Genomic DNA, 17,783 nt, shown 5'->3' with positions numbered 1-17,783 from the left:
CCGGTTACCGGTCCCGGGCGATCCCGGCCCCGGCCGCGATCGGCCTGGCGCGCGGCACCAGCCGCTGCCGCAGCGCCAGCGCGACGTCGCGCAGCACGGTGCGCGGCTGGAATACAGCCATGTCGATGGAGTCCAGCGTGTTCTTCACCATCAGGCCCAGTTCCGTGTCGCCCTCGATCACCAGGCGGCGGCTGAAGAACAGCGTGTCCGGGTCTTCCCGGCGCTGCAGCAGGCAATGGAAATCCCAGGCGTCGGCGCGGAAGGTCAGGTCGGGTTCGGCCACGTCGTGCCGGGCCGCCCGGAAGGCGCCGTCGCGCCAGGTGTAGTCGAAGCGCAGCCCGGCATCCGCCACGTGGATGCGCAGGGAGCGGCCTTCCAGCATGTGCAGGGTGTCGGGATGCAGGTGGCGGGCCAGCACCAGGTTCAGCCCGGTGACGAAGAGCACCGAGCCCGGATAGCGGGGCAGGTGCCCGAGCACCCGCGCAAGGGGTTCGGGAATGCGGTAGGCGGGGGTCGAGGGATTTTGCATGGTCGGGCTCATGGGAGGAAATCGGAAAATGGCGGGGCGTCAGGCGGCGCTGCGCGCCTTGACCCCCGGCGTGCGCGCATCCGGGGCCTGCGACACGACGACTTCGCCGGGCAGGACCATGTCCAGGCCCGCGCGGCCATGCCAGTAGCCGTTGCAGGGGCCGGCCGGCATCAGCGGCACCAGGCGCCGGTGCGCCTCGTCGGCCGTCTCGCGGCCGTCGAGCACGGCGCGGAAGGCCGCGACGACCTGGTCCATGTGCTGCGACTGGGGACTCAGCCGCACCACGTCCACGCCCAGGCCGCGCAGTTCGTCCAGCGCGTGGATCAGCGTATGGACCAGCGCCGACTGGGTCTGGATGCCGTTGATCGTCAGGAAGGCCTGGGATTCCTTGGTTTCGAGCAGCAGGCCGTCCGGGTGGTCCATGCAGACGTACTGGCAGTTGTCCTTGGGGAAATTGCGGTTGCGGGCCGTGAAGCAGCGGGCGGAGAAGGCCAGGGGCATGCGGCCGTAGGCGAAGACCTCGGTCTGCAGGCCGGCGGGCCGGTCCCGCTGCAGCTGCTCCAGGCCGGCGCGGCCCATTTCCAGCGGCATGACCCAGCGGATCGCGCCCTGGCCGGCGATCACGTCCAGGGTCGGCTTGCTGTAGATGTTCAGGAACGGGCCGGCGACGAAGGGCCTGCCCTTCATCTGCTGCACCGCCCCCATGTCGTTGGCCTCGACGCCGTAGCGTTCGTTCTCGGTGATCTTGCGCAGGGTGTTCAGGTCGTTGCCCGATTCCAGCAGGACCTGGGTGGACAGCACGGGCGTCTTGCCGGCCTCGGCCAGCATGTCGGCGATCTCGATCCAGTCGGGCAGGCGCAGTTCATGACGGCGCGAACAGACGGTTTCCCCCAGGTAGACGATGTCCACCGGCCAGTCGCACACGGCGGCGTAGAACTCCAGGGTGGTGACGCGGGGCCAGTAGTATTGCAAGGGGCCCAGGGCGATTTTCATGACGGTTTCCTTGTGCGCAATGGGCGGGGCGGCCCGCGCCTCCGACGAGGGAGCCGGGCGCGGCGCCCCGCGCGGAATCATTTCCAGGGCCGGTGGTAGGCGCCCAGCGTGTGCTGCTGGCCTTCGGCGACCTTGTTCAGTTCGGCCATCCAGGACGGATGCACCGAATAGCGGGATGGGCTGTTGCGGGCCTGGTCGATGGCCTGGCGCCAGACCCGGGTGACCTGGGCGGTGTAGGCCGGGCTGCGCTGGCGGCCTTCGATCTTGATCGCCCGCACCCCCATGGCCATCAGCCGGGGCAGCAGTTCCAGGGTGTTGAGGCTGGTGGGTTCTTCCAGCGCGTAGTAGTTTTCGCCCGCCACGTCGAAGCGGCCTTTGCACAGGGTGGGATAGCCGGCGTTCTCGCCGTCGTCGTAGCGGTCGATCAGCACGCCGTTCAGGCGCGATTCCAGGCCCCGTTCCGTCTGCTGCCAGCGCACGTGCTTGGCCGGCGAACAGACGCCGTGCGTGTTGGGCGATTCGCCCGTGGCATAGGACGACAGGGCGCAACGGCCCTCGGCCATGACGCACAGGCTGCCGAAGCCGAAGACCTCGATCTCGACCGGGGTGTTTTCGCACACCTGCTGGACCTGGGCCACCGACAGCACGCGCGGCAGCACGGCGCGCGCCACCCCGAAGCGTTCGTGGTAGAAGCGGATGGCCTCGTAGTTGGTGGCGGAGCCCTGCACCGACAGGTGCAGCCGCAGGCCGGGATGACGCTCGCGGGCATAGGCCATCAGTCCGGGATCGGCCATGATGACGGCGTCCACGCCGGCGCCGGCCGCACGGTCCACGGCGTCCCGCCACAGTTGCCAGGCATCGGGCTGCGGATAGGTGTTCAGGGCCAGGAGGACCTTGCGCTTGCGGTCGTGGGCGTAGCGGATACCTTCGGCGATGGCGGCGGCGTCGAAGTTCAGGCCGGCGAAGTTGCGCGCGTTGGTGGCATCGCGAAAGCCCAGGTAGACGGCGTCGGCGCCTTCGTCCACGGCGGCCTTGAGGGCGGGCAGGCTGCCCGCGGGACAGACGAGTTCGAAGTCCGACTGATCGTGGCGCGGCACCACGCCGGGACGGTGAGATTCGGGGAGGGCTGACATGGGGGACATCCAGGGGATTTCGTGGCGGGGCGCACCGCCGGGCCCCGCTTCGGCAATACCGGAAACTATGCACTGTCGGACGGCATCGGACCTTAATCCGGATCAAGAAGCGTGCATCCTGACCCTGGCGCAGGGTCTTTCCCCTCCCCCGCCTCCGGACCCGGCGCCAAGGGGAAACAGCACCTCGGACACGGTCTTGGCCCACACCGGGCCGGGGATCGTGTAAGGTAACGGCACCGATGCCGCGCGCCCATTCCCGGACCCTCATGGCCCCTCCCGACCTGACCCTCGACGTACGCTCGCTGCCCGCCCCCGAGCCGCTGGAGCACTGCCTGGAAGCCCTGGCCGACCTGGCCCCCGGCCAGCGCCTGCACATGCTCATCGACCGCGAGCCGTATCCGCTGTACACCATCCTGGACCGCGACGGCTTCCGGCATTGCTGCACCTTCGAGGACACGCACTTCCAGGTCACGATCTGGTACGACGCAAAATAAAACCATGCAGCGCGCCCTGGATTTCGACAAGACGCCCGCCCTGGGCGTGCCCCTGCCGTTCTTCCTGAATGTGCCGCTGTTCGCCCTGTTGGCCGGCCTGCTGGCCGCCTGGGCCGGGCCGCAGGCCTTCGCCTCGCGCTGGAACGGCGCCGCCCTGGCCCTCACCCACCTGTGGACCCTGGGTGTCCTGGGCAGCGCCATGCTGGGCGCCCTGCTGCAGATCCTGGCGGTGGCCTGCAACGTCCCGGTGGGCGCCGCCCGCGTGGTCGCCGGCCTGACGCACGCGCTGCTGACGGCGGGCACGCTGCTGCTGGCGGCGGGATTCCTGGGCTGGTGGCCGGCGGCCTGGATCGGCGCCGCCGCCCTGCTCGGCCCGGCCTTCGCGCTATACCTGGCGGCCGTGGCGCGGGCGCTCTGGCGGCATCGGCGCCAGGTCTACAAGGGCGCCCGCGAAATCCTCGTCCCGGTGCGCGGGGCGCTGATCGCCCTGTCCTGTACGGTGCTGATCGGCCTGGTCCTGGCGCTGTCCCTGGGCCTGGGATGGGCCCCGCCCGACTGGATCGACGGCCACGTGCTGTGGGGGCTGGCCGGATGGGGCGGCCTGCTGCTGATGGGCATGTCGTTCCAGCTGCTGCCCATCTTCCAGGTGACGGAACTCTATCCCAGGCCCCTCTCGCGCTGGCTGCCGCTGCTCGTCCCCGGCCTGCTGCTGGCCTGGACGGCGCTGGACGCCTCCACCGGCCTGCCCCGGCTGATGCGGGAGACGGCGGAACTGCTGCTGGTCGGCGCCTACGCGCTCTGGGCCGGCGTCACGCTGCGGCTGCTGTGGACCCGCAAGCGGCCGGCCCCGGAGGCCACGACCCTGTTCTGGTACGCGGGCATGCTCAGCCTGCTGGCCTGCGCACCGCTCTGGGTCTGGATGACGCACGGGCAGTCCCCCCGGGCGGGCCTGGTGCTGGGCGTGGTGATGATCGCGGGCGTGCTGGGCTCGGTGGTGAACGGGATGCTGTACAAGATCGTGCCCTTCCTGCTCTGGAAGCACGCCCAGGACGCGATGGTCGTGCCGGACCGGGATCCGGCCCAGGCCCGCGTCTACCTGAAGGTCCTGCCCAAGATGGCCGCCTACATCGGCGAGCGTCCGGCCCGGTGGCAATGGGCCGCCCACGTCGCCGTCATCGTGTGCTGGGCGCTGGCGGCGGCCGGCTGGACGCCGGCGGCCCTGGCGGCCGGCCCGCTGCAGATCGTCTCGGCGGCGGGCCTGGCCTGGAACATCGGCCGGGCGCTGCGGCTCTACCGCAAGACGCTGCGGGCGATGGCGGCGGCGGCTCTGTCCGTCTCCGCTTGAAGCAGCTCTCCACCTCGCGGCTTGCACGCCGCTCGGATTCGTCAGGCACGAAATGATCCGCAGGGATCATTTCGTGTCCTGCCTCATCCCTTGTAATTCCTCAGCCCGTCGGGGTCCAGGATGGTGTATTCGCGGCCCCGGACGCGGATCAGGCCGCGGTCGCTCAGCTCGCGCAGGATGCGGGAGAAGTGTTCCGGGGTCAGGTTCAGGCGCGAAGCGACGATGGCCTTGCTGATCTCGATGCGGAAGGGCTCGCCGGCCTCGCCGCGCCACTCGCGCAGCAGGTAGGAGATCAGGCGCTGGGCGCCGGTATGCAGGGTGTAGGCCTCGACGTCGCCCATCAGGCTGTACAGGCGCCGGCTCAGGCCGGCCAGCATCTTGCGCGCCACGCCCGGGTTGCGGTCCAGCTGGTCGAACAGGGCGTCGCGCCCCACGTGCAGCAGCAGGGTGTCGCGCAGGGCCTCGGCGGTGACGATGTAGTCCTGGCCCATGAACATCAGGGCCTCGCCGAACCCGTCGCCCGGTCCGATCAGGCGCACGACGCGCTCCACCCCCGAATTCGAGACGAACAGCAGCTTCACCTGTCCGTAGACCACCACGTGGAATCCCACGCACGGGTCGCCGCGGCGGAAGATGATGTCCCCGCGCACGGCGCTGATCTCGCTGGTGCCCCGGGCGATGGGGTCCAGGTCCTGCGGCGGCAGTTCGTTGAACAGCGGCACCTGGGACAGCAGGTCGCGCATCCTAGCGTGGCGCGAGCGGTCGTCCCCGCCGCCCCGCAGGCGCCACGGATTGATAGAATCCCCGGTACGATGATCCGCGCCCTCTTTACCCTCCTGGGGTTCGTGGCCCTGGCCCTGGGCGTGCTGGGCATCTTCCTGCCCCTGCTGCCCACCACCCCGTTCCTGCTGCTGGCGGCTTTCTGCTTCCTGCGCGGCTCTGCGCGCATGCATGCCTGGTTGATGTCCCATCGCATCCTCGGTCCGTACATCCGCGACTTTCAGGCGGGGCGCGGGATCCCCTTGCGCAGCAAATGCATCGCGCTGGCCCTGATGTGGCCCTCGCTGGCCCTGTCGGCATGGATCATGCCGGTGCCCTGGGCGCGCTGGCTCCTGCTGATCCCGGGCATCGGCGTCACGATCTACCTGTGGCGCCTGCCCACCCGGCCGGGCGGCGAAGCCGGCGGCACGCCGGCCGGCCCCGACCGGCCCGGCCCCGATCAGATCAGCCGGGAATAGGTCGCCACCCGGGGGCGGCGCACATACTGGTCGAACACCATCGCCAGGGCGCGCACGAACACGCGGCCCTTGGGCAGCACCCGCAGTCCGCGGGCATCCAGTTCCAGCAAGCCGGCGTCCGCATACGGGCGCAGGCGGTCCAGTTCCTCCTGGAAACAGGACTCGAAGGAGCGGCCGTGGCGCGCCTGGAAGGCGGCGAAATCCAGCGGCATGCTGCACATGACGGTCATGATGACTTCCCGGCGCAGGGCGTCTTCCGGGCTCAGGTCGAAACCCTTGGCCGTGGGCAGTTCGCCGCGCTCGAGACGGTCGCGGTAGGCGTTCAGGGAATGGTGGTTCTGGATGTAGGCGTCGCCGATCTTGCCGATCGCGGAAATGCCGAAGCCCACCAGGTCGCATTCCGCGCGGGTGGTGTAGCCCTGGAAATTGCGGTGCAGGCTCTGGTTCAGGCGCGCCTGGTTCAGCTCGTCGTCGGGCTTGGCGAAATGGTCCAGCCCGATGTAGACGTAGCCGGCCGCCAGGAGGCGGCGCACCGACATCAGGAAGATCCCCATGCGCGTGTCGGCGCTGGGCAGGTCTTCCGCGTGGATCAGGCGCTGGGCCTTGAAGCGGTCGGGCAGGTGGGCGTAGTTGTAGAGGGCGATGCGGTCGGGGGACAGTTCGATCAGTTGATCCAGGGTGCGGCTGAAGCTGTCCAGCGTCTGCTTGGGCAGGCCGTAGATCAGGTCGGCGTTGATGGACTGGAAGCCGTTGTCCCGGCTGGCCTGCAGGGCCGTGCGCACCATGTCGTAGGGCTGGATGCGGTTGACCGCCGCCTGGACCAGCGGATCGAAGTCCTGGACGCCGAAGCTGGTGCGGTTGAAGCCCAGCCCCGCCAGCATGGCGAGCGACGCGGGCCGGACGGTACGCGGATCGATTTCCACGCCCAGTTCGGCGTCGGGGGCGAACTCGACGTGGCGCCGGATCCGGTCCATGAGCGCGGTCAGCTCGTCCGCGCTCAGGAAGGTGGGCGTGCCGCCCCCCAGGTGCAGTTGCACCGCGCGGTTGTGGCGGCCCAGGAGCGGGCCGACCTGGTCCATTTCCCGGTACAGGATGTCCAGGTATTCGGCCGAGCGGCTGTGATCCTGGGTGATGATCTTGTTGCAGGCGCAGAAATAGCACAGCGATTCGCAGAACGGCAGGTGCACGTAGACCGACAGGGGCGGCGCCTGCTCGGCCGCGGCCCGCGCCTGCAGGCGCGCGATGTAGGCCGAGGCCGGGTAATCCTGCTGGAAGCGGTCGGCGGTCGGGTATGAGGTGTAGCGCGGGCCGGACTGGTCGAAGCGGCGGATCAGCGCTTCCGAGATCTCCAGGTCGGGAAAGGCGATGGTCTCCGGATCGGAGACCATCGCGGGCGTTTCTTGGGTCGTCATGCGGCAAGCTCCTGCGACAAGGCCGCGCCGGAAACCGAGGGGACCGGTGCTTCAGGCGGCATTGTTCTACATTTCAACATAGTCTCCGGCAAAAATCGCCCATCCGGCTTGACTCAAGTCAAGCCCTCGTCTTCGCGTATCATTGAGGGACTTCCAGGCGGATGCGCCCGGCCGGTCGCACGCGCCGGCCATCCCGCCCGGAAAGGCCCGGCGGGCCGCGCTTCCCCGATTCCCGTATCATCCACTCCATGCTCCTGACCCTGATCCTCGCGATCCCGTTTGCCGGCAGCCTGTGCGCCTCGCTGCTGCCCGCGACCGCGCGCCGCACGGGGGCCTGGCTGGCGGGCGGCAGCGCGCTGGCCTGCCTGATCCTGACGCTGTGGCTCACTCCCGAGGTCGCCGCTTCGGGCGTCGTCAAGCTCAGCCTGCCCTGGATCCCGACCCTGGGGGTGGACCTGACCCTGCGCATGGACGGCTACGCGTGGCTGTTCTCCGTGATCATCTCGGCCATGGGCGCCCTGATCGCCCTGTACGCCCACTACTACCTGTCGGCCCAGGATCCGGTCCCCCGGTTCTTCACCTTCCTGCTCAGTTTCATGGGCGCCATGCTGGGCGTGGTGCTGGCCGGCAATCTGATCCAGCTGCTGGTGTTCTGGGAACTGACCAGCCTGTCCTCGTTCATGCTGATCGGCTACTGGCATCACCGCATGGACGCCCGCCGCGGCGCGCGCATGGCCCTGCTGGTGACCGGCACCGGCGGCTTCTGCCTGCTGGCCAGCATGCTCATCATCGGCCACATCGTCGGCAGCTACGACCTGGACGCGGTGCTCGCGGCCGCCACGGCGATCCGGGGCCACCGCTGGTATCCGATCCTGCTGGTGCTACTGGCCCTGGGCGCCCTGACCAAGAGCGCCCAGTTCCCCTTCCATTTCTGGCTGCCCAACGCCATGGCGGCGCCCACGCCGGTGTCGGCCTACCTGCACTCGGCCACCATGGTGAAGGCGGGCGTCTTCCTGCTGGCGCGCTTCTGGCCGATCTTCTCGGGCACCGACTGGTGGACCTGGATCATCGGCGGCGCGGGCCTGTGCTCGCTGCTGCTGGGCGCCTACGCCGCCACCTTCCAGCGCGACATGAAGGGCGTGCTGGCCTATTCCACCATCAGCCACCTGGGCCTGATCACGCTGCTGCTGGGCATGAACAGCCGCCTGGCCCTGGTGGCCGCCGTCTTCCACATCATCAATCACGCCACCTTCAAGGCGTCCCTCTTCATGGCCGCCGGGATCGTCGACCACGAAAGCGGCACCCGCGACCTGACCCGCCTGTCCGGCCTGCGGACCCTGATGCCGCTGACCGCGACGCTGGCCATGGTGTCGGCCGCCGCCATGGCGGGCGTGCCCCTGCTCAACGGCTTCATCTCGAAGGAAATGTTCTTCGCGGAAACCGTCTTCGTCACCGGCCATTGGGCCAGCCGCTGGGGCCTGCCGACCGCCGCCGTGGTGGCCGGCGCCTTCAGCGTGGCGTATTCGCTGCGCTTCATCCTGCAGGTATTCTTCGGCCCGCCGGCGACGGACCTGCCGCGCACGCCGCACGATCCGCCCCGCATGATGCTGATCCCCTGCGCGGTGCTGGTGCTGTTCTGCCTGGCCGTGGGCATCCTGCCCGGCCTGTTCCTGGAACCCGTCCTGACGATGGTCATGCGCGCCCTGCTGGGCGACCGCGTCCCGGCCTACGACCTGCAGCTCTGGCACGGCCTGAACCTGCCCTTGCTCATGAGCCTGGTCGCCATGGTCGCTGGCATCGGCCTGTACCTGGCGCTGCGCGAGCGCGACCGCCGCACGCCGGGCCAGGTGCCGCTGATCTACCGCCTGGACGGACGCCAGTCGTTCGAGGCCCTCCTCGAGGCCATCGACGCCGGCTCGGCCCTGCTGCTGGCCCGGCTGCAGACCCAGCGGCTGCAGCCCCAGGCGCTGCTGCTGGTGGTGGCCACCGGCGCGGTGGCGCTGCTGCCGCTGCTGCCGGGCGGCTGGTGGCCGCGCGCCGCCGCCGCCACCCCGGCGCAATGGTCCTTCGGGCTGATGTGGCTGGCGGGCGGCGCCTGCGCCCTGGCCGCGGCCTACCAGGCCAAATACCACCGCGCCGCCTCGCTGATGCTGGCCGGCGCGGCCGGCCTGGTCACCTGCGTCACCTTCGCCTGGCTGTCGGCCCCCGACCTGGCCCTGACCCAGCTCGCGGTCGAGGTCGTCACCACCGTGCTCATCCTGCTGGGACTGCGCTGGCTGCCGCCCCGGATCGAGGAATTCCCCGGCCCCACCCCCAGGACGACGCGCTGGCGCCGGCGGCGCGACTTCCTGGTGGCCCTGTCCGCGGGCGCCATGATGGCGGTCCTGGCCTACGTCATGATGACGCGGCCCTCGGCGCACGACAGCATCTCCGCCTATTTCGTCCAGCAGGCCTGGCCCCTGGGCGGCGGCGCCAACGTGGTCAACGTGATCCTGGTCGACTTCCGCGCCTTCGACACCTTCGGCGAAATCACCGTGCTGGGGGTGGTGGCCCTCAGCGTCTACGCGCTGCTGCGGCGCTTCCGCCCGCCGGCCGAGACCATCGCCGCGCCGCTGCGCCACCGCGGCGGCGCGCCCGCCGCCTTCGAGGAACCCGACCTGCAGGCGCCGCTGCCCGAAGGCACGATGCGCGTCCCCGCCGTCCTGGTGCGGCTGCTGCTGCCGGTCTCCACCCTGATCTCGCTGTACTTCCTGCTGCGCGGCCACAACCTGCCGGGCGGCGGCTTCATCGGCGGACTGATCATGGCCACCGGCATCATCCTGCAATACCTGGTGGGCGGCATCCTCTGGGTCGAGGCCCGGCCCCTGATCCGCCCGCAGGCCTGGATCGCCCTGGGCCTGCTGGTGGCCGGCGCCGCCGCCATGGCGGTGTGGTGGGCCGGCAAGCCCCTGCTCGCCGCCCATGCGCTGGACCTGGCCCTGCCCCTGGTCGGCACCCTGCACCTGTCCAGCGTGCTGCTGTTCGACCTGGGCGTGTACATGCTGGTGGTGGGCGCGACGGTCCTGATGATCATCGCCCTGGCGCACCAATCCCTGCGCTTCTACCGCAAGCTCACCGAGGCGGCGGACACCGCCCTGGAGACCTGACCATGGAATGGATACTGGCGCTGGCGATCGGCGTGCTCGCGGGTTCGGGGGTCTGGCTGCTGCTGCGGCCGCGCACCTTCCAGTTCATCATGGGCCTGGCGCTGCTGGGCTACGCGGTCAACCTGTTCATCTTCGCCATGGGGCGGCTGCGGGTGGACGCCCCGCCGGTCATCGACCCCGCCTGGGCCGATCCGGCGCGCTACGCCGACCCCCTGCCCCAGGCGCTGGTGCTGACCGCCATCGTCATCGGCTTCGCCACCACGGCGCTGTTCCTGGTGGTGCTGCTGGCCTCGCGCGGGATGAGCGACACCGACCACGTGGACGGCGAGGAACACCGCCCATGAATTTCTGGCTGCAGCACCTGCCGGTCCTGCCGGTCCTGATCCCCCTGCTCGCGGCGGCGCTGATGCTGCTCACCCGCGACAGCCAGCGGCGGCTGCGCGTGGCCCTGGGCGCGGTCGCGCTCGGCCTGATGGCGCTGGCCGCCCTGATGCTGGTGCGCGCCACCCAGGGCATCGGCGCGCCGCACTGGCCCGACGGCATCGGCGTCTACCTGCTGGGCAACTGGCCCGCGCCCTTCGGCATCGTGCTGGTGGCCGACCGCCTGGCCGCGCTGATGCTGGGCCTGACGGCGGTGCTGGGCCTGTGCGCCTGGATCTACGCCACGGCCCGCTGGGACCGGGCCGGCAGCCACTTCCATCCCCTGTTCCTGCTGATCATGATGGGCCTGAACGGCGCCTTCCTGGCCGGCGACCTGTTCAACCTGTTCGTCTTCTTCGAGATCCTGCTGACCGCGTCCTACGGCCTGATGCTGCACGGCTCGGGCAAGCGCCGGGTCGGCGCCGCCCTGCACTACATCGCCGTCAACCTGATCGCGTCCTTCCTGCTGCTGGTGGCCATCGCCCTGATCTACGGCCTCACCGGCACGCTGAACCTGGCCGACCTGTCGGTGCGCGCCCTGGCCCTGCACGGCGCGGACCGGCAGCTCTTCGACAGCGCGGCGGCGATCCTGGGGGTCGCCTTCCTGATCAAGGCCGCCGCCTGGCCGCTGAACTTCTGGCTGCCGAACACCTATTCCGAGGCCGCCGCCCCGGTGGCCGCGCTGTTCGCCATCATGACCAAGGTCGGCATCTACGCCCTGCTGCGCATCGGCTCCCTGCTGCTGCCGGCCGGCGCCCCGGCCGCCTTCGGCGGCGCCTGGATGTTCCCCGCCGGGATCGCCACCCTGGCCTTCGGCACCCTGGGCATGCTGGCCAGCACCCAGGCGCGGCGCATCGCCGCCTACGCCATCATCACGTCCTCGGGCACGCTGTTCGCCGCCCTGGGCATGCCCGGCGCCACCCTCACCGGCCCGGCCCTGTACTACCTGCTCAGCTCGGTCCTGGCGCTGGGCGCCCTGTTCCTGCTGCTGGAACTGACCGAACGCAGCCAGACCTTCGGCGCGGACATGCTGGCCATCACCCAGGAAGCCTTCGAAAGCGACGACCCCGACGCCGCCGACCTGAGCGGCCAGGCGGTGGGCGTGCCGCTGCCAGCCACCATGGCCTTCCTGGGCCTGAGCTTCTTCGCCTGCGCCCTGCTGATCATCGGCCTGCCGCCGCTGTCGGGCTTCGTGGCGAAATTCTCGCTGCTGTCGGCCGCGCTGCGCACCGCCGAGTACGGCGCCCCCACCGTCAACGTCTGGCTGCTGGTGGCGGCCATGCTGTCTTCCGGCGTGGCCGGCCTGATCGCCCTGGGACGCTGCGGCGTGCGCCTGTTCTGGGTGCCGGAGGACCTGCACGTTCCGACCCTGCGGCTGAACGAGGCCATCCCCATCCTGGTGCTGCTGTCGGCCTGCGTCCTGCTGACGGCGCGGGCCGGATCCGTGATGGCCTACCTGGAGGACACCGCCTGGTACCTGGATCAGCCGGGCCGCTACGTCGAGGCGGTGCTGGGCCGGGGCCCGCACGCATTCCCCGCCCCGGCCGCCGGGCACGGAGGCCCGCGATGAAGCGCCTGCTCCAGTCCCTGCCGCTGGCCTGCCTGCTGCTGATCCTCTGGCTGGTGCTGAACGACAGCCTGTCGGCGGGCCATCTGGTCCTGGGCTCGGCCATCGCCCTGACGCTCGCCCTGCTGGCGCCGATCCTGCGCCCGGTGCGCGCGCGCCTGTCGCATCCCCTCGTCGCCCTGCGCCTGGCCGGGCACGTGGCCGCCGACATCGCCCGCTCGAACCGCGACGTCGGGCGGATCATCCTGCTCGGCCCCCGGGCCGGCGCCCGTCCGGGCTTCCTGGACATCCCGCTGCGCATCCGCGACCCGCACGGCCTGGCGGCGCTCGCCTGCATCGTCACCTTCACGCCCGGCACCGTCTGGTCCGGGCACGACACCGAGCGCAACGTGCTGACCCTGCACGTGCTGGACCTGAGCGATCCCCAGGGCCTGACCCGCATCATCCAGGACCGCTACGAACGCCCCCTGATGGAGATCTTCGAATGAGCGCAACGATACTGTACTGGGCCGGCGGCTTCGCCCTGCTGTGCTTCACCCTGGGGCTGGGCTGCGCCGCCGTCCGCCTGATCCGGGGCCCCGGCGCCGAGGACCGCGTCCTGGCCCTGGACACCCTCTACATCAACGGCATGCTGATCCTGCTGGTGCTGGGCCTGCGCTTCGAGGCCGGCCTGTATTTCGACGTGGCCCTGCTGATCGCGCTGTTCGGCTTCGTCGGCTCGTCCGCCCTGGCCAAGTTCCTGCTGCGCGGCGAGGTGATCGAACCATGACCGAACTGCCCCTGTGGGCCGCCGTGCCGGTGGCCCTGCTGCTCGTCCTGGCGGGAATCGTGACCCTGGTCGGATCCCTCGGCCTGCTGCGCCTGCGCAGCTTCCGCGAGCGCATGCACGCCCCGACCATGGGCATGACGATGGGCGCCTTCTGCGTCGCCCTGGCGGCCACCGTGGTCGCCAGCCTGCTGCAGCACCGGCCGATCGTCCACGAATGGCTGATCTGCCTGTTCCTGTTCATGACGGCGCCGGTCACGGCCATCCTGCTGATGCAAAGCGCCCGCCGCCGCCAGCGCAAGCGCGCCGACGAGCCTGAATGATTTGGTCACACTTGACGCTAGGGGAAACCCGTACACTGATTCAAGGCCCGTTCGCGCGGATCGAGCAGACCGCATGAACGGCACGCGAATCCCTGGACCGGGCCGGGAAACGCCCGGGATCCACTCTCAAGGAGTGTTCACCATGCATCGAGCCATACATACACCGCTGCGCACCGCGCTGCTGGCCGCCGGACTGGGCTGCGCGGCCCTGTTCGCCTCCGGGGCGCAAGCCGCCGGTCCGCAGGCGCAAACCCAGTACCAGCAGGACGTGGCGCGCTGTCACAGCACTCCGGGCATCGACGTGCAGGCCTGCCTGAGGGAAGCCGGCGCCGCGGCCCAGGCCGCCCGCCAGGACACGCTGACCCAGCCCTCGGCCCAGGCCGAGATGCGCAACCGCAGCGAACGCTGCGACCGCCTGCCCGCCGACCAGCGCCAGGACTGCATGACCCTGATGAACGACGCCAACGCGCGCATGCAGGGCTCGGTCCAGTCGGGCGGCGTGCTGCGCGAAACCACGATCACGATCCCGGCGCCCGCGGCCGGATCCTGATCAAAGCTCCATCTGCATGCCCATCTCCACCACGCGATTGGGCGGAATCTTGTAGAACCGGGTGCTGCGGCTGGCATTGCGCGCCATGAAGGCGAACAGATGCCGCCGCCAGCTCTGGTACCACGGCAGCCGGCGCACCACGATCACGGTCTGGCGCGACAGGAAATACGAGGTCTGCATGGGATCCAGGTTCAGCTCCGGGACTTCCTGGCCGATCTGTTCCACGACCTGGGGCACGTTCGGTTCCTGCTTGAAGCCCCAGCGGGCCACGGCCTGCCAGCTGCTGCGGCTGACCCGCTCGACCCGCAGCCGCTCGCCGAAGGGCACGTAGGGCACGTCGGCGACCTCGATCGTCAGGAACAGCGCCTGTTCGTGCAGCACCTTGTTGTGTTTCAAATTGTGCAGCAGCGCGGGCGGCACCGTGCCGACGATCATGCTCATGAACACCGCCGTGCCCGGCACGCGGGTCGGCGGATAGGCCTCCAGTGATTCCATGAAGCTGGCCAGCGGCTGCTGGTCCCCCGCCAGGGTGTCGTGCACCCGCTGGCGCCCCTGCTTCCAGGTCACCATCAGCGTCAGCAGGCCGATGCCCACCACCAGCGGCAGCCAGCCGCCCTCATGCAGCTTGAGGGTGTTCGAGGCGAACAGCAGCACGTCGATCAGCAGGAACAGGGCGATCAGGACCAGCCAGGCCAGGCGGCGCGTACCCCGCGCATCCCGGGGCAGCACGGCGAACGCCAGCAGCGAAGTCATCAGCATCGTGCCGGTGACGGCGAAGCCGTAGGCGTGCGCCAGGCGGTCGGACGAGCCGAACGCCAGCACCAGCACCAGCACCGCGATCAGCAGCAGCCAGTTCACGCGCGGCAGGTAGATCTGCCCTTCCTCGCGGGCGGACGTGTGCTGGATCACCATGCGCGGCCAGTAGCCCAGCTGCACGGCCTGGCGCGTCACCGAAAACGCGCCGGAGATCACCGACTGCGAGGCGATCACCGTGGCCAGCGTGGCCATCGCCACCAGCGGGATCAGGCCCCAGTCGGGCGCCAGCAGGAAGAAGGGATTGCGGATGGCCTCCGGGTCGCTGAGCAGCAGCGCCCCCTGGCCGAAATAGCACAGGAACAGCGCCGGCAGCACCACGGCGAACCAGGCGCGGCGGATGACCGAGCCGCCGAAATGCCCCATGTCGGCGTACAGCGCCTCGGCCCCGGTCAGCGCCAGGACCAGCGCGCCCAGAGCCAGGAAGGTCTCCCAGGGGGCGTCGCCGATGAAGCGCAGGGCCCAGACCGGGTTGACGGCCCGCAGGACCTCGGGCTGGCCGAGGATCCGCCAGGCGCCCAGCCCGCCCAGCACCAGGAACCAGCACAGCATCACCGGGCCGAAGAGCTTGCCCACGGTGCCGGTGCCGCGCGACTGGAACATGAACAGGGCCAGCAGCACGACCACCGCGATCGGCACCACCCAGGCATCCAGCCGGTGCGAGACGATGCCGATGCCTTCGACCGCGGACAGGACGGAGATCGCGGGGGTGATCATGCTGTCGCCGTAGAACAGGCTGGCGCCGATCAGCCCCAGCAGGGCCAGGCGCCAGCGGGCCGCGCCGGAGCGGCCGCGCAGGGCGAGCTCCATCAGCGCCAGCGTGCCGCCCTCGCCCCGGTTGTCGGCGCGCAGGATGCAGGTCACGTACTTCAGCGACACCACCAGGATCAGCATCCAGAACAGGATCGACAGCACCCCGAGGATGTGCTCGACGTCCGGCCGGCCCGCGCCCGACAGCGCGACCTTCATGGTGTACAGCGGGCTGGTGCCGATGTCCCCGTAGACGACGCCCAGGGCGCCGATCAGCAAAGCCGCCCGCGGATTGTCTTTCTGCATGTCCATACCATGTGCTATTCAGCCCGCGTGAGGCAGGCGCCCAGCCGGGGGCCGGGGAAAACGAGGGAAACCCGCGTGCCGGGAAACGCGGGCCGGCTGGCGACCTTCCACCAGGCGCCGTGGGCGCGCGCGATCTCGCGCACGATGGCCAGCCCCAGGCCGGAGCCGCCCTGGCCCGCGTCGGCCGCGCGGTAGAACGCTTCGAAGACGCGGTCCAGGTCTTCGGCCCGGATGCCGGCGCCGTCGTCCTCGACGGAAAACGAGGGAGGATTGGCCATGACGCGCAACACGATGCGGCTCGCCCCCTGGCCGTAGCGCAGGGCGTTGTCGATCAGGTTGCCCAGCAGTTCCCCCAGCAGCACCGGATCGCCGTCCACCCAGACCGCGGCGTCGGGCGCCACCAGTTGCAGGTCGACGGACCGGTCGCGCGCGCGGCCCAGCCATTCCGCGCCCGCCTGGCGCATCCATTCGCACAGGTCCAGGCGCACGAAGCCGTCCCGGGGCCGGGCCGCGTGCTCGGCGCGCGCCAGCACCAGCAACTGCTGGCCCATGCGGATCATGTGGTCGGTCACGGACTTGATGCGCCCGGCGCGCACGCGGATGTCCTCGGGCAGATCCTGGCCGAGCATGAGCTCGGATTCGACCTTCAGGCCGGCCAGGGGGGTGCGCAGCTGGTGCGCCGCATGGCCGATGAAGCGGCGCTGGGCCTGGACGGAATCGTCCAGCCGCACGAGCAGGTCGTTGAAATGCAGGACCAGGGGCGCGATCTCGCTGGGCAGGCCGGCCAGGTCGAGCGGCTGCAGGTCCTCGATGGAACGCTGGCGGATGTCGTCGGCCAGGCGGTTGATGGAGGCCAGTTCGGAGCGGATGCCGGAAATCAGCACCCAGACGAACAGCGCCACCAGCAGGCCCTGGGTCAGCATCATGGCCCAGAACAGATCGCGCAGCAGCCAGGGCTGGGGACGGATCACGCCGGTCATGAACCAGGTGGCCAGCAGGTCGATGGCCACCAGGATGAAAAAGGCCGGCAACAGCCGGCGCACCAGGCGGCGGGCGAGCGAATCCCGGGGCACCAGGCGCTCGACCAGGCCCGGCGCGCGATCGGAGCGCGGGCCGGACATGGGAGACTCAGGCGGCACGGTCGACGTCGAGCAGGTAGCCGAAGCCGCGCACCGTCTGGATGCTGGTCCCGGTGCCGTCGAGCCGCTTGCGCAGGCGGTAGACATAGACTTCGACCGCGTTCTCGCTGAAATCGGCGTCCCAGGCGGACAGGGAATTGACGATCTGCTGCTTGGTCACCACCCGGCCGGGCCGGGCCATCAGCATTTCCAGCACGGACAGTTCGCGCACGGACAGCGCCAGGCGCTTGCCGTCCACCCGGATCTGGCGGCCCACGGTGTCGAAGGACAGGGGGCCGCATTCCAGGATGGTCTGGGCCTGGCCCGCGCGCCGGCGGGCGAGCGCCCGCACCCGGGCGGCCAGTTCGGGCAGTTCGAAGGGCTTGGTGACGTAGTCGTCGGCGCCGGCGTCCAGGCCCGCGACCCGGTCGTCCAGACCGTCGCGCGCCGTGAGGATCAGCACCGGCACCTGGGAACCGCCTTCGCGCAGCCGCCGCAGGACTTCCAGGCCGCTCAGGCCGGGCAGGTTCAGGTCCAGCAGCAGCAAATCGTAGATCTGGCCGGCGAGCGCGCCTTCGACGCGGTCGCCGGACTGCAACCAATCGACGGCATAGCCCTGGCCGCCCAGGAATTCCTGCAGGGCGTGGCCGAGGGTGGCGTCGTCTTCGATGACCAGGACTCTCATGACGGTGATTCTAGCCTGAAGCGGTCACGCCGCGTCACCGCTGAAGAGCCTGTGTTACATAGTTGACGATTGCTTGAACGCCCTCAACCGCCGTTCGCGGCGGCGGGCGGCGCGGCGGGCGACGGTGCGGACGGCTGCGCGGACGCGGCGGGAGCCGGCGACGGCGCGGCGGGCGCGGGCGAGGCGGGCGACGGC

The 17,783-nt window shown here is 70.2% G+C and carries 18 protein-coding genes; 10 read left to right on the top strand and 8 right to left on the bottom strand.

The genetic code is table 11. The features are described from left to right. Nucleotides 1–4: 4 nt before the first annotated feature. The 3 genes from ubiT to ubiU form a co-directional block, all read right to left on the bottom strand. Nucleotides 5–529: a ubiquinone anaerobic biosynthesis accessory factor UbiT gene (gene ubiT, locus ACFO27_RS12255; RefSeq protein ID WP_376817576.1), complete on the bottom strand. Its 525-nt coding sequence runs from the start codon at nt 527–529 to the stop codon at nt 5–7. Between the two features lie 39 nt (nt 530–568). Beyond that, nucleotides 569–1,522, bottom strand: a complete 954-nt coding sequence (ubiV, locus tag ACFO27_RS12250) for a ubiquinone anaerobic biosynthesis protein UbiV (protein WP_376817575.1) — start codon at nt 1,520–1,522, stop codon at nt 569–571. A gap of 77 nt (nt 1,523–1,599) precedes the next feature. Then, on the bottom strand, nt 1,600–2,655 hold the full coding sequence (gene ubiU / locus ACFO27_RS12245; RefSeq protein WP_376817574.1) for a ubiquinone anaerobic biosynthesis protein UbiU: 1,056 nt from the start codon (nt 2,653–2,655) through the stop codon (nt 1,600–1,602). Between the two features lie 266 nt (nt 2,656–2,921). Between ubiU and ACFO27_RS12240 the strand changes: the two genes are divergently transcribed. Together ACFO27_RS12240 and ACFO27_RS12235 are read left to right on the top strand one after the other, a co-directional pair. Next, a complete protein-coding gene (locus ACFO27_RS12240) occupies nt 2,922–3,149 on the top strand; it encodes a DUF2249 domain-containing protein (RefSeq protein ID WP_376817573.1) in 228 nt (75 codons plus the stop codon). 4 nt (nt 3,150–3,153) lie between these two features. Continuing rightward, nucleotides 3,154–4,494, top strand: coding sequence for a hypothetical protein (locus ACFO27_RS12235; protein WP_376817572.1), 1,341 nt, complete (start codon nt 3,154–3,156; stop codon nt 4,492–4,494). An 83-nt stretch (nt 4,495–4,577) separates the two neighbouring features. On the opposite strand, the gene ACFO27_RS12230 is transcribed toward ACFO27_RS12235, so the two are convergent. Next, entirely contained in the window at nt 4,578–5,237 is a 660-nt protein-coding gene (locus tag ACFO27_RS12230; RefSeq protein WP_323025811.1) for a Crp/Fnr family transcriptional regulator, read from the bottom strand. Between the two features lie 69 nt (nt 5,238–5,306). On the opposite strand from ACFO27_RS12230, the gene ACFO27_RS12225 reads away from it, so the two are divergent. Beyond that, the gene (locus tag ACFO27_RS12225; RefSeq protein ID WP_376817571.1) at nt 5,307–5,732 is read left to right on the top strand and encodes a YbaN family protein; all 426 of its coding nucleotides are present in this window, start codon (nt 5,307–5,309) and stop codon (nt 5,730–5,732) included. Here the strand turns inward: ACFO27_RS12225 and hemN are convergent. Further along, nucleotides 5,714–7,144 (bottom strand): oxygen-independent coproporphyrinogen III oxidase, encoded by a 1,431-nt coding sequence (hemN, locus tag ACFO27_RS12220; protein ID WP_323025809.1) that lies wholly within the window; start codon nt 7,142–7,144, stop codon nt 5,714–5,716. The two genes, ACFO27_RS12225 and hemN, sit on opposite strands and share 19 nt — an antisense overlap. Before the next feature lie 248 nt (nt 7,145–7,392). On the opposite strand from hemN, the gene ACFO27_RS12215 reads away from it, so the two are divergent. The 7 genes from ACFO27_RS12215 (at nt 7,393) to ACFO27_RS12185 (ending at nt 13,916) form a co-directional block, all read left to right on the top strand. Further along, entirely contained in the window at nt 7,393–10,290 is a 2,898-nt protein-coding gene (locus ACFO27_RS12215; protein ID WP_376817570.1) for a monovalent cation/H+ antiporter subunit A, read from the top strand. A gap of 2 nt (nt 10,291–10,292) precedes the next feature. Beyond that, nucleotides 10,293–10,634 carry a Na+/H+ antiporter subunit C gene (locus tag ACFO27_RS12210; RefSeq protein ID WP_323025807.1) on the top strand — a complete coding sequence of 114 codons (342 nt, stop codon included), beginning with the start codon at nt 10,293–10,295 and terminating at the stop codon, nt 10,632–10,634. Continuing rightward, nucleotides 10,631–12,280, top strand: a complete 1,650-nt coding sequence (locus ACFO27_RS12205; RefSeq protein WP_376817569.1) for a monovalent cation/H+ antiporter subunit D — start codon at nt 10,631–10,633, stop codon at nt 12,278–12,280. The genes ACFO27_RS12210 and ACFO27_RS12205 overlap by 4 nt, the downstream gene beginning before the upstream one ends. Continuing rightward, a complete protein-coding gene (locus tag ACFO27_RS12200) occupies nt 12,277–12,765 on the top strand; it encodes a Na+/H+ antiporter subunit E (protein WP_376817568.1) in 489 nt (162 codons plus the stop codon). Before ACFO27_RS12205 ends, ACFO27_RS12200 begins: the two co-directional genes overlap by 4 nt. Next, nucleotides 12,762–13,046 carry a K+/H+ antiporter subunit F gene (locus ACFO27_RS12195; protein WP_323025804.1) on the top strand — a complete coding sequence of 95 codons (285 nt, stop codon included), beginning with the start codon at nt 12,762–12,764 and terminating at the stop codon, nt 13,044–13,046. Before ACFO27_RS12200 ends, ACFO27_RS12195 begins: the two co-directional genes overlap by 4 nt. Continuing rightward, complete coding sequence (gene mnhG / locus ACFO27_RS12190) at nt 13,043–13,366, top strand: monovalent cation/H(+) antiporter subunit G (protein ID WP_376817567.1); 324 nt, start codon at nt 13,043–13,045, stop codon at nt 13,364–13,366. Before ACFO27_RS12195 ends, mnhG begins: the two co-directional genes overlap by 4 nt. A gap of 142 nt (nt 13,367–13,508) precedes the next feature. Continuing rightward, entirely contained in the window at nt 13,509–13,916 is a 408-nt protein-coding gene (locus ACFO27_RS12185) for a hypothetical protein (RefSeq protein WP_376817566.1), read from the top strand. Here the strand turns inward: ACFO27_RS12185 and ACFO27_RS12180 are convergent, their stop codons facing one another. Genes ACFO27_RS12180 through ACFO27_RS12170 form a run of 3 tightly spaced genes read right to left on the bottom strand, consistent with a single transcriptional unit; the run spans nt 13,917 to nt 17,588 of the window. Continuing rightward, complete coding sequence (locus tag ACFO27_RS12180; RefSeq protein WP_376817565.1) at nt 13,917–15,791, bottom strand: potassium transporter Kup; 1,875 nt, start codon at nt 15,789–15,791, stop codon at nt 13,917–13,919. A gap of 8 nt (nt 15,792–15,799) precedes the next feature. Further along, complete coding sequence (locus ACFO27_RS12175; protein WP_376817564.1) at nt 15,800–16,906, bottom strand: sensor histidine kinase; 1,107 nt, start codon at nt 16,904–16,906, stop codon at nt 15,800–15,802. A gap of 7 nt (nt 16,907–16,913) precedes the next feature. Continuing rightward, a complete protein-coding gene (locus ACFO27_RS12170) occupies nt 16,914–17,588 on the bottom strand; it encodes a response regulator (protein WP_376817563.1) in 675 nt (224 codons plus the stop codon). Nucleotides 17,589–17,783: the final 195 nt, after the last annotated feature.

Origin of the sequence: Castellaniella denitrificans (assembly GCF_042653765.1) — a bacterium.
Classification (GTDB): Bacteria; Pseudomonadota; Gammaproteobacteria; order Burkholderiales; family Burkholderiaceae_B; genus Castellaniella; species Castellaniella denitrificans.
This window is presented reverse-complemented; position numbering and strand designations above follow the sequence as displayed.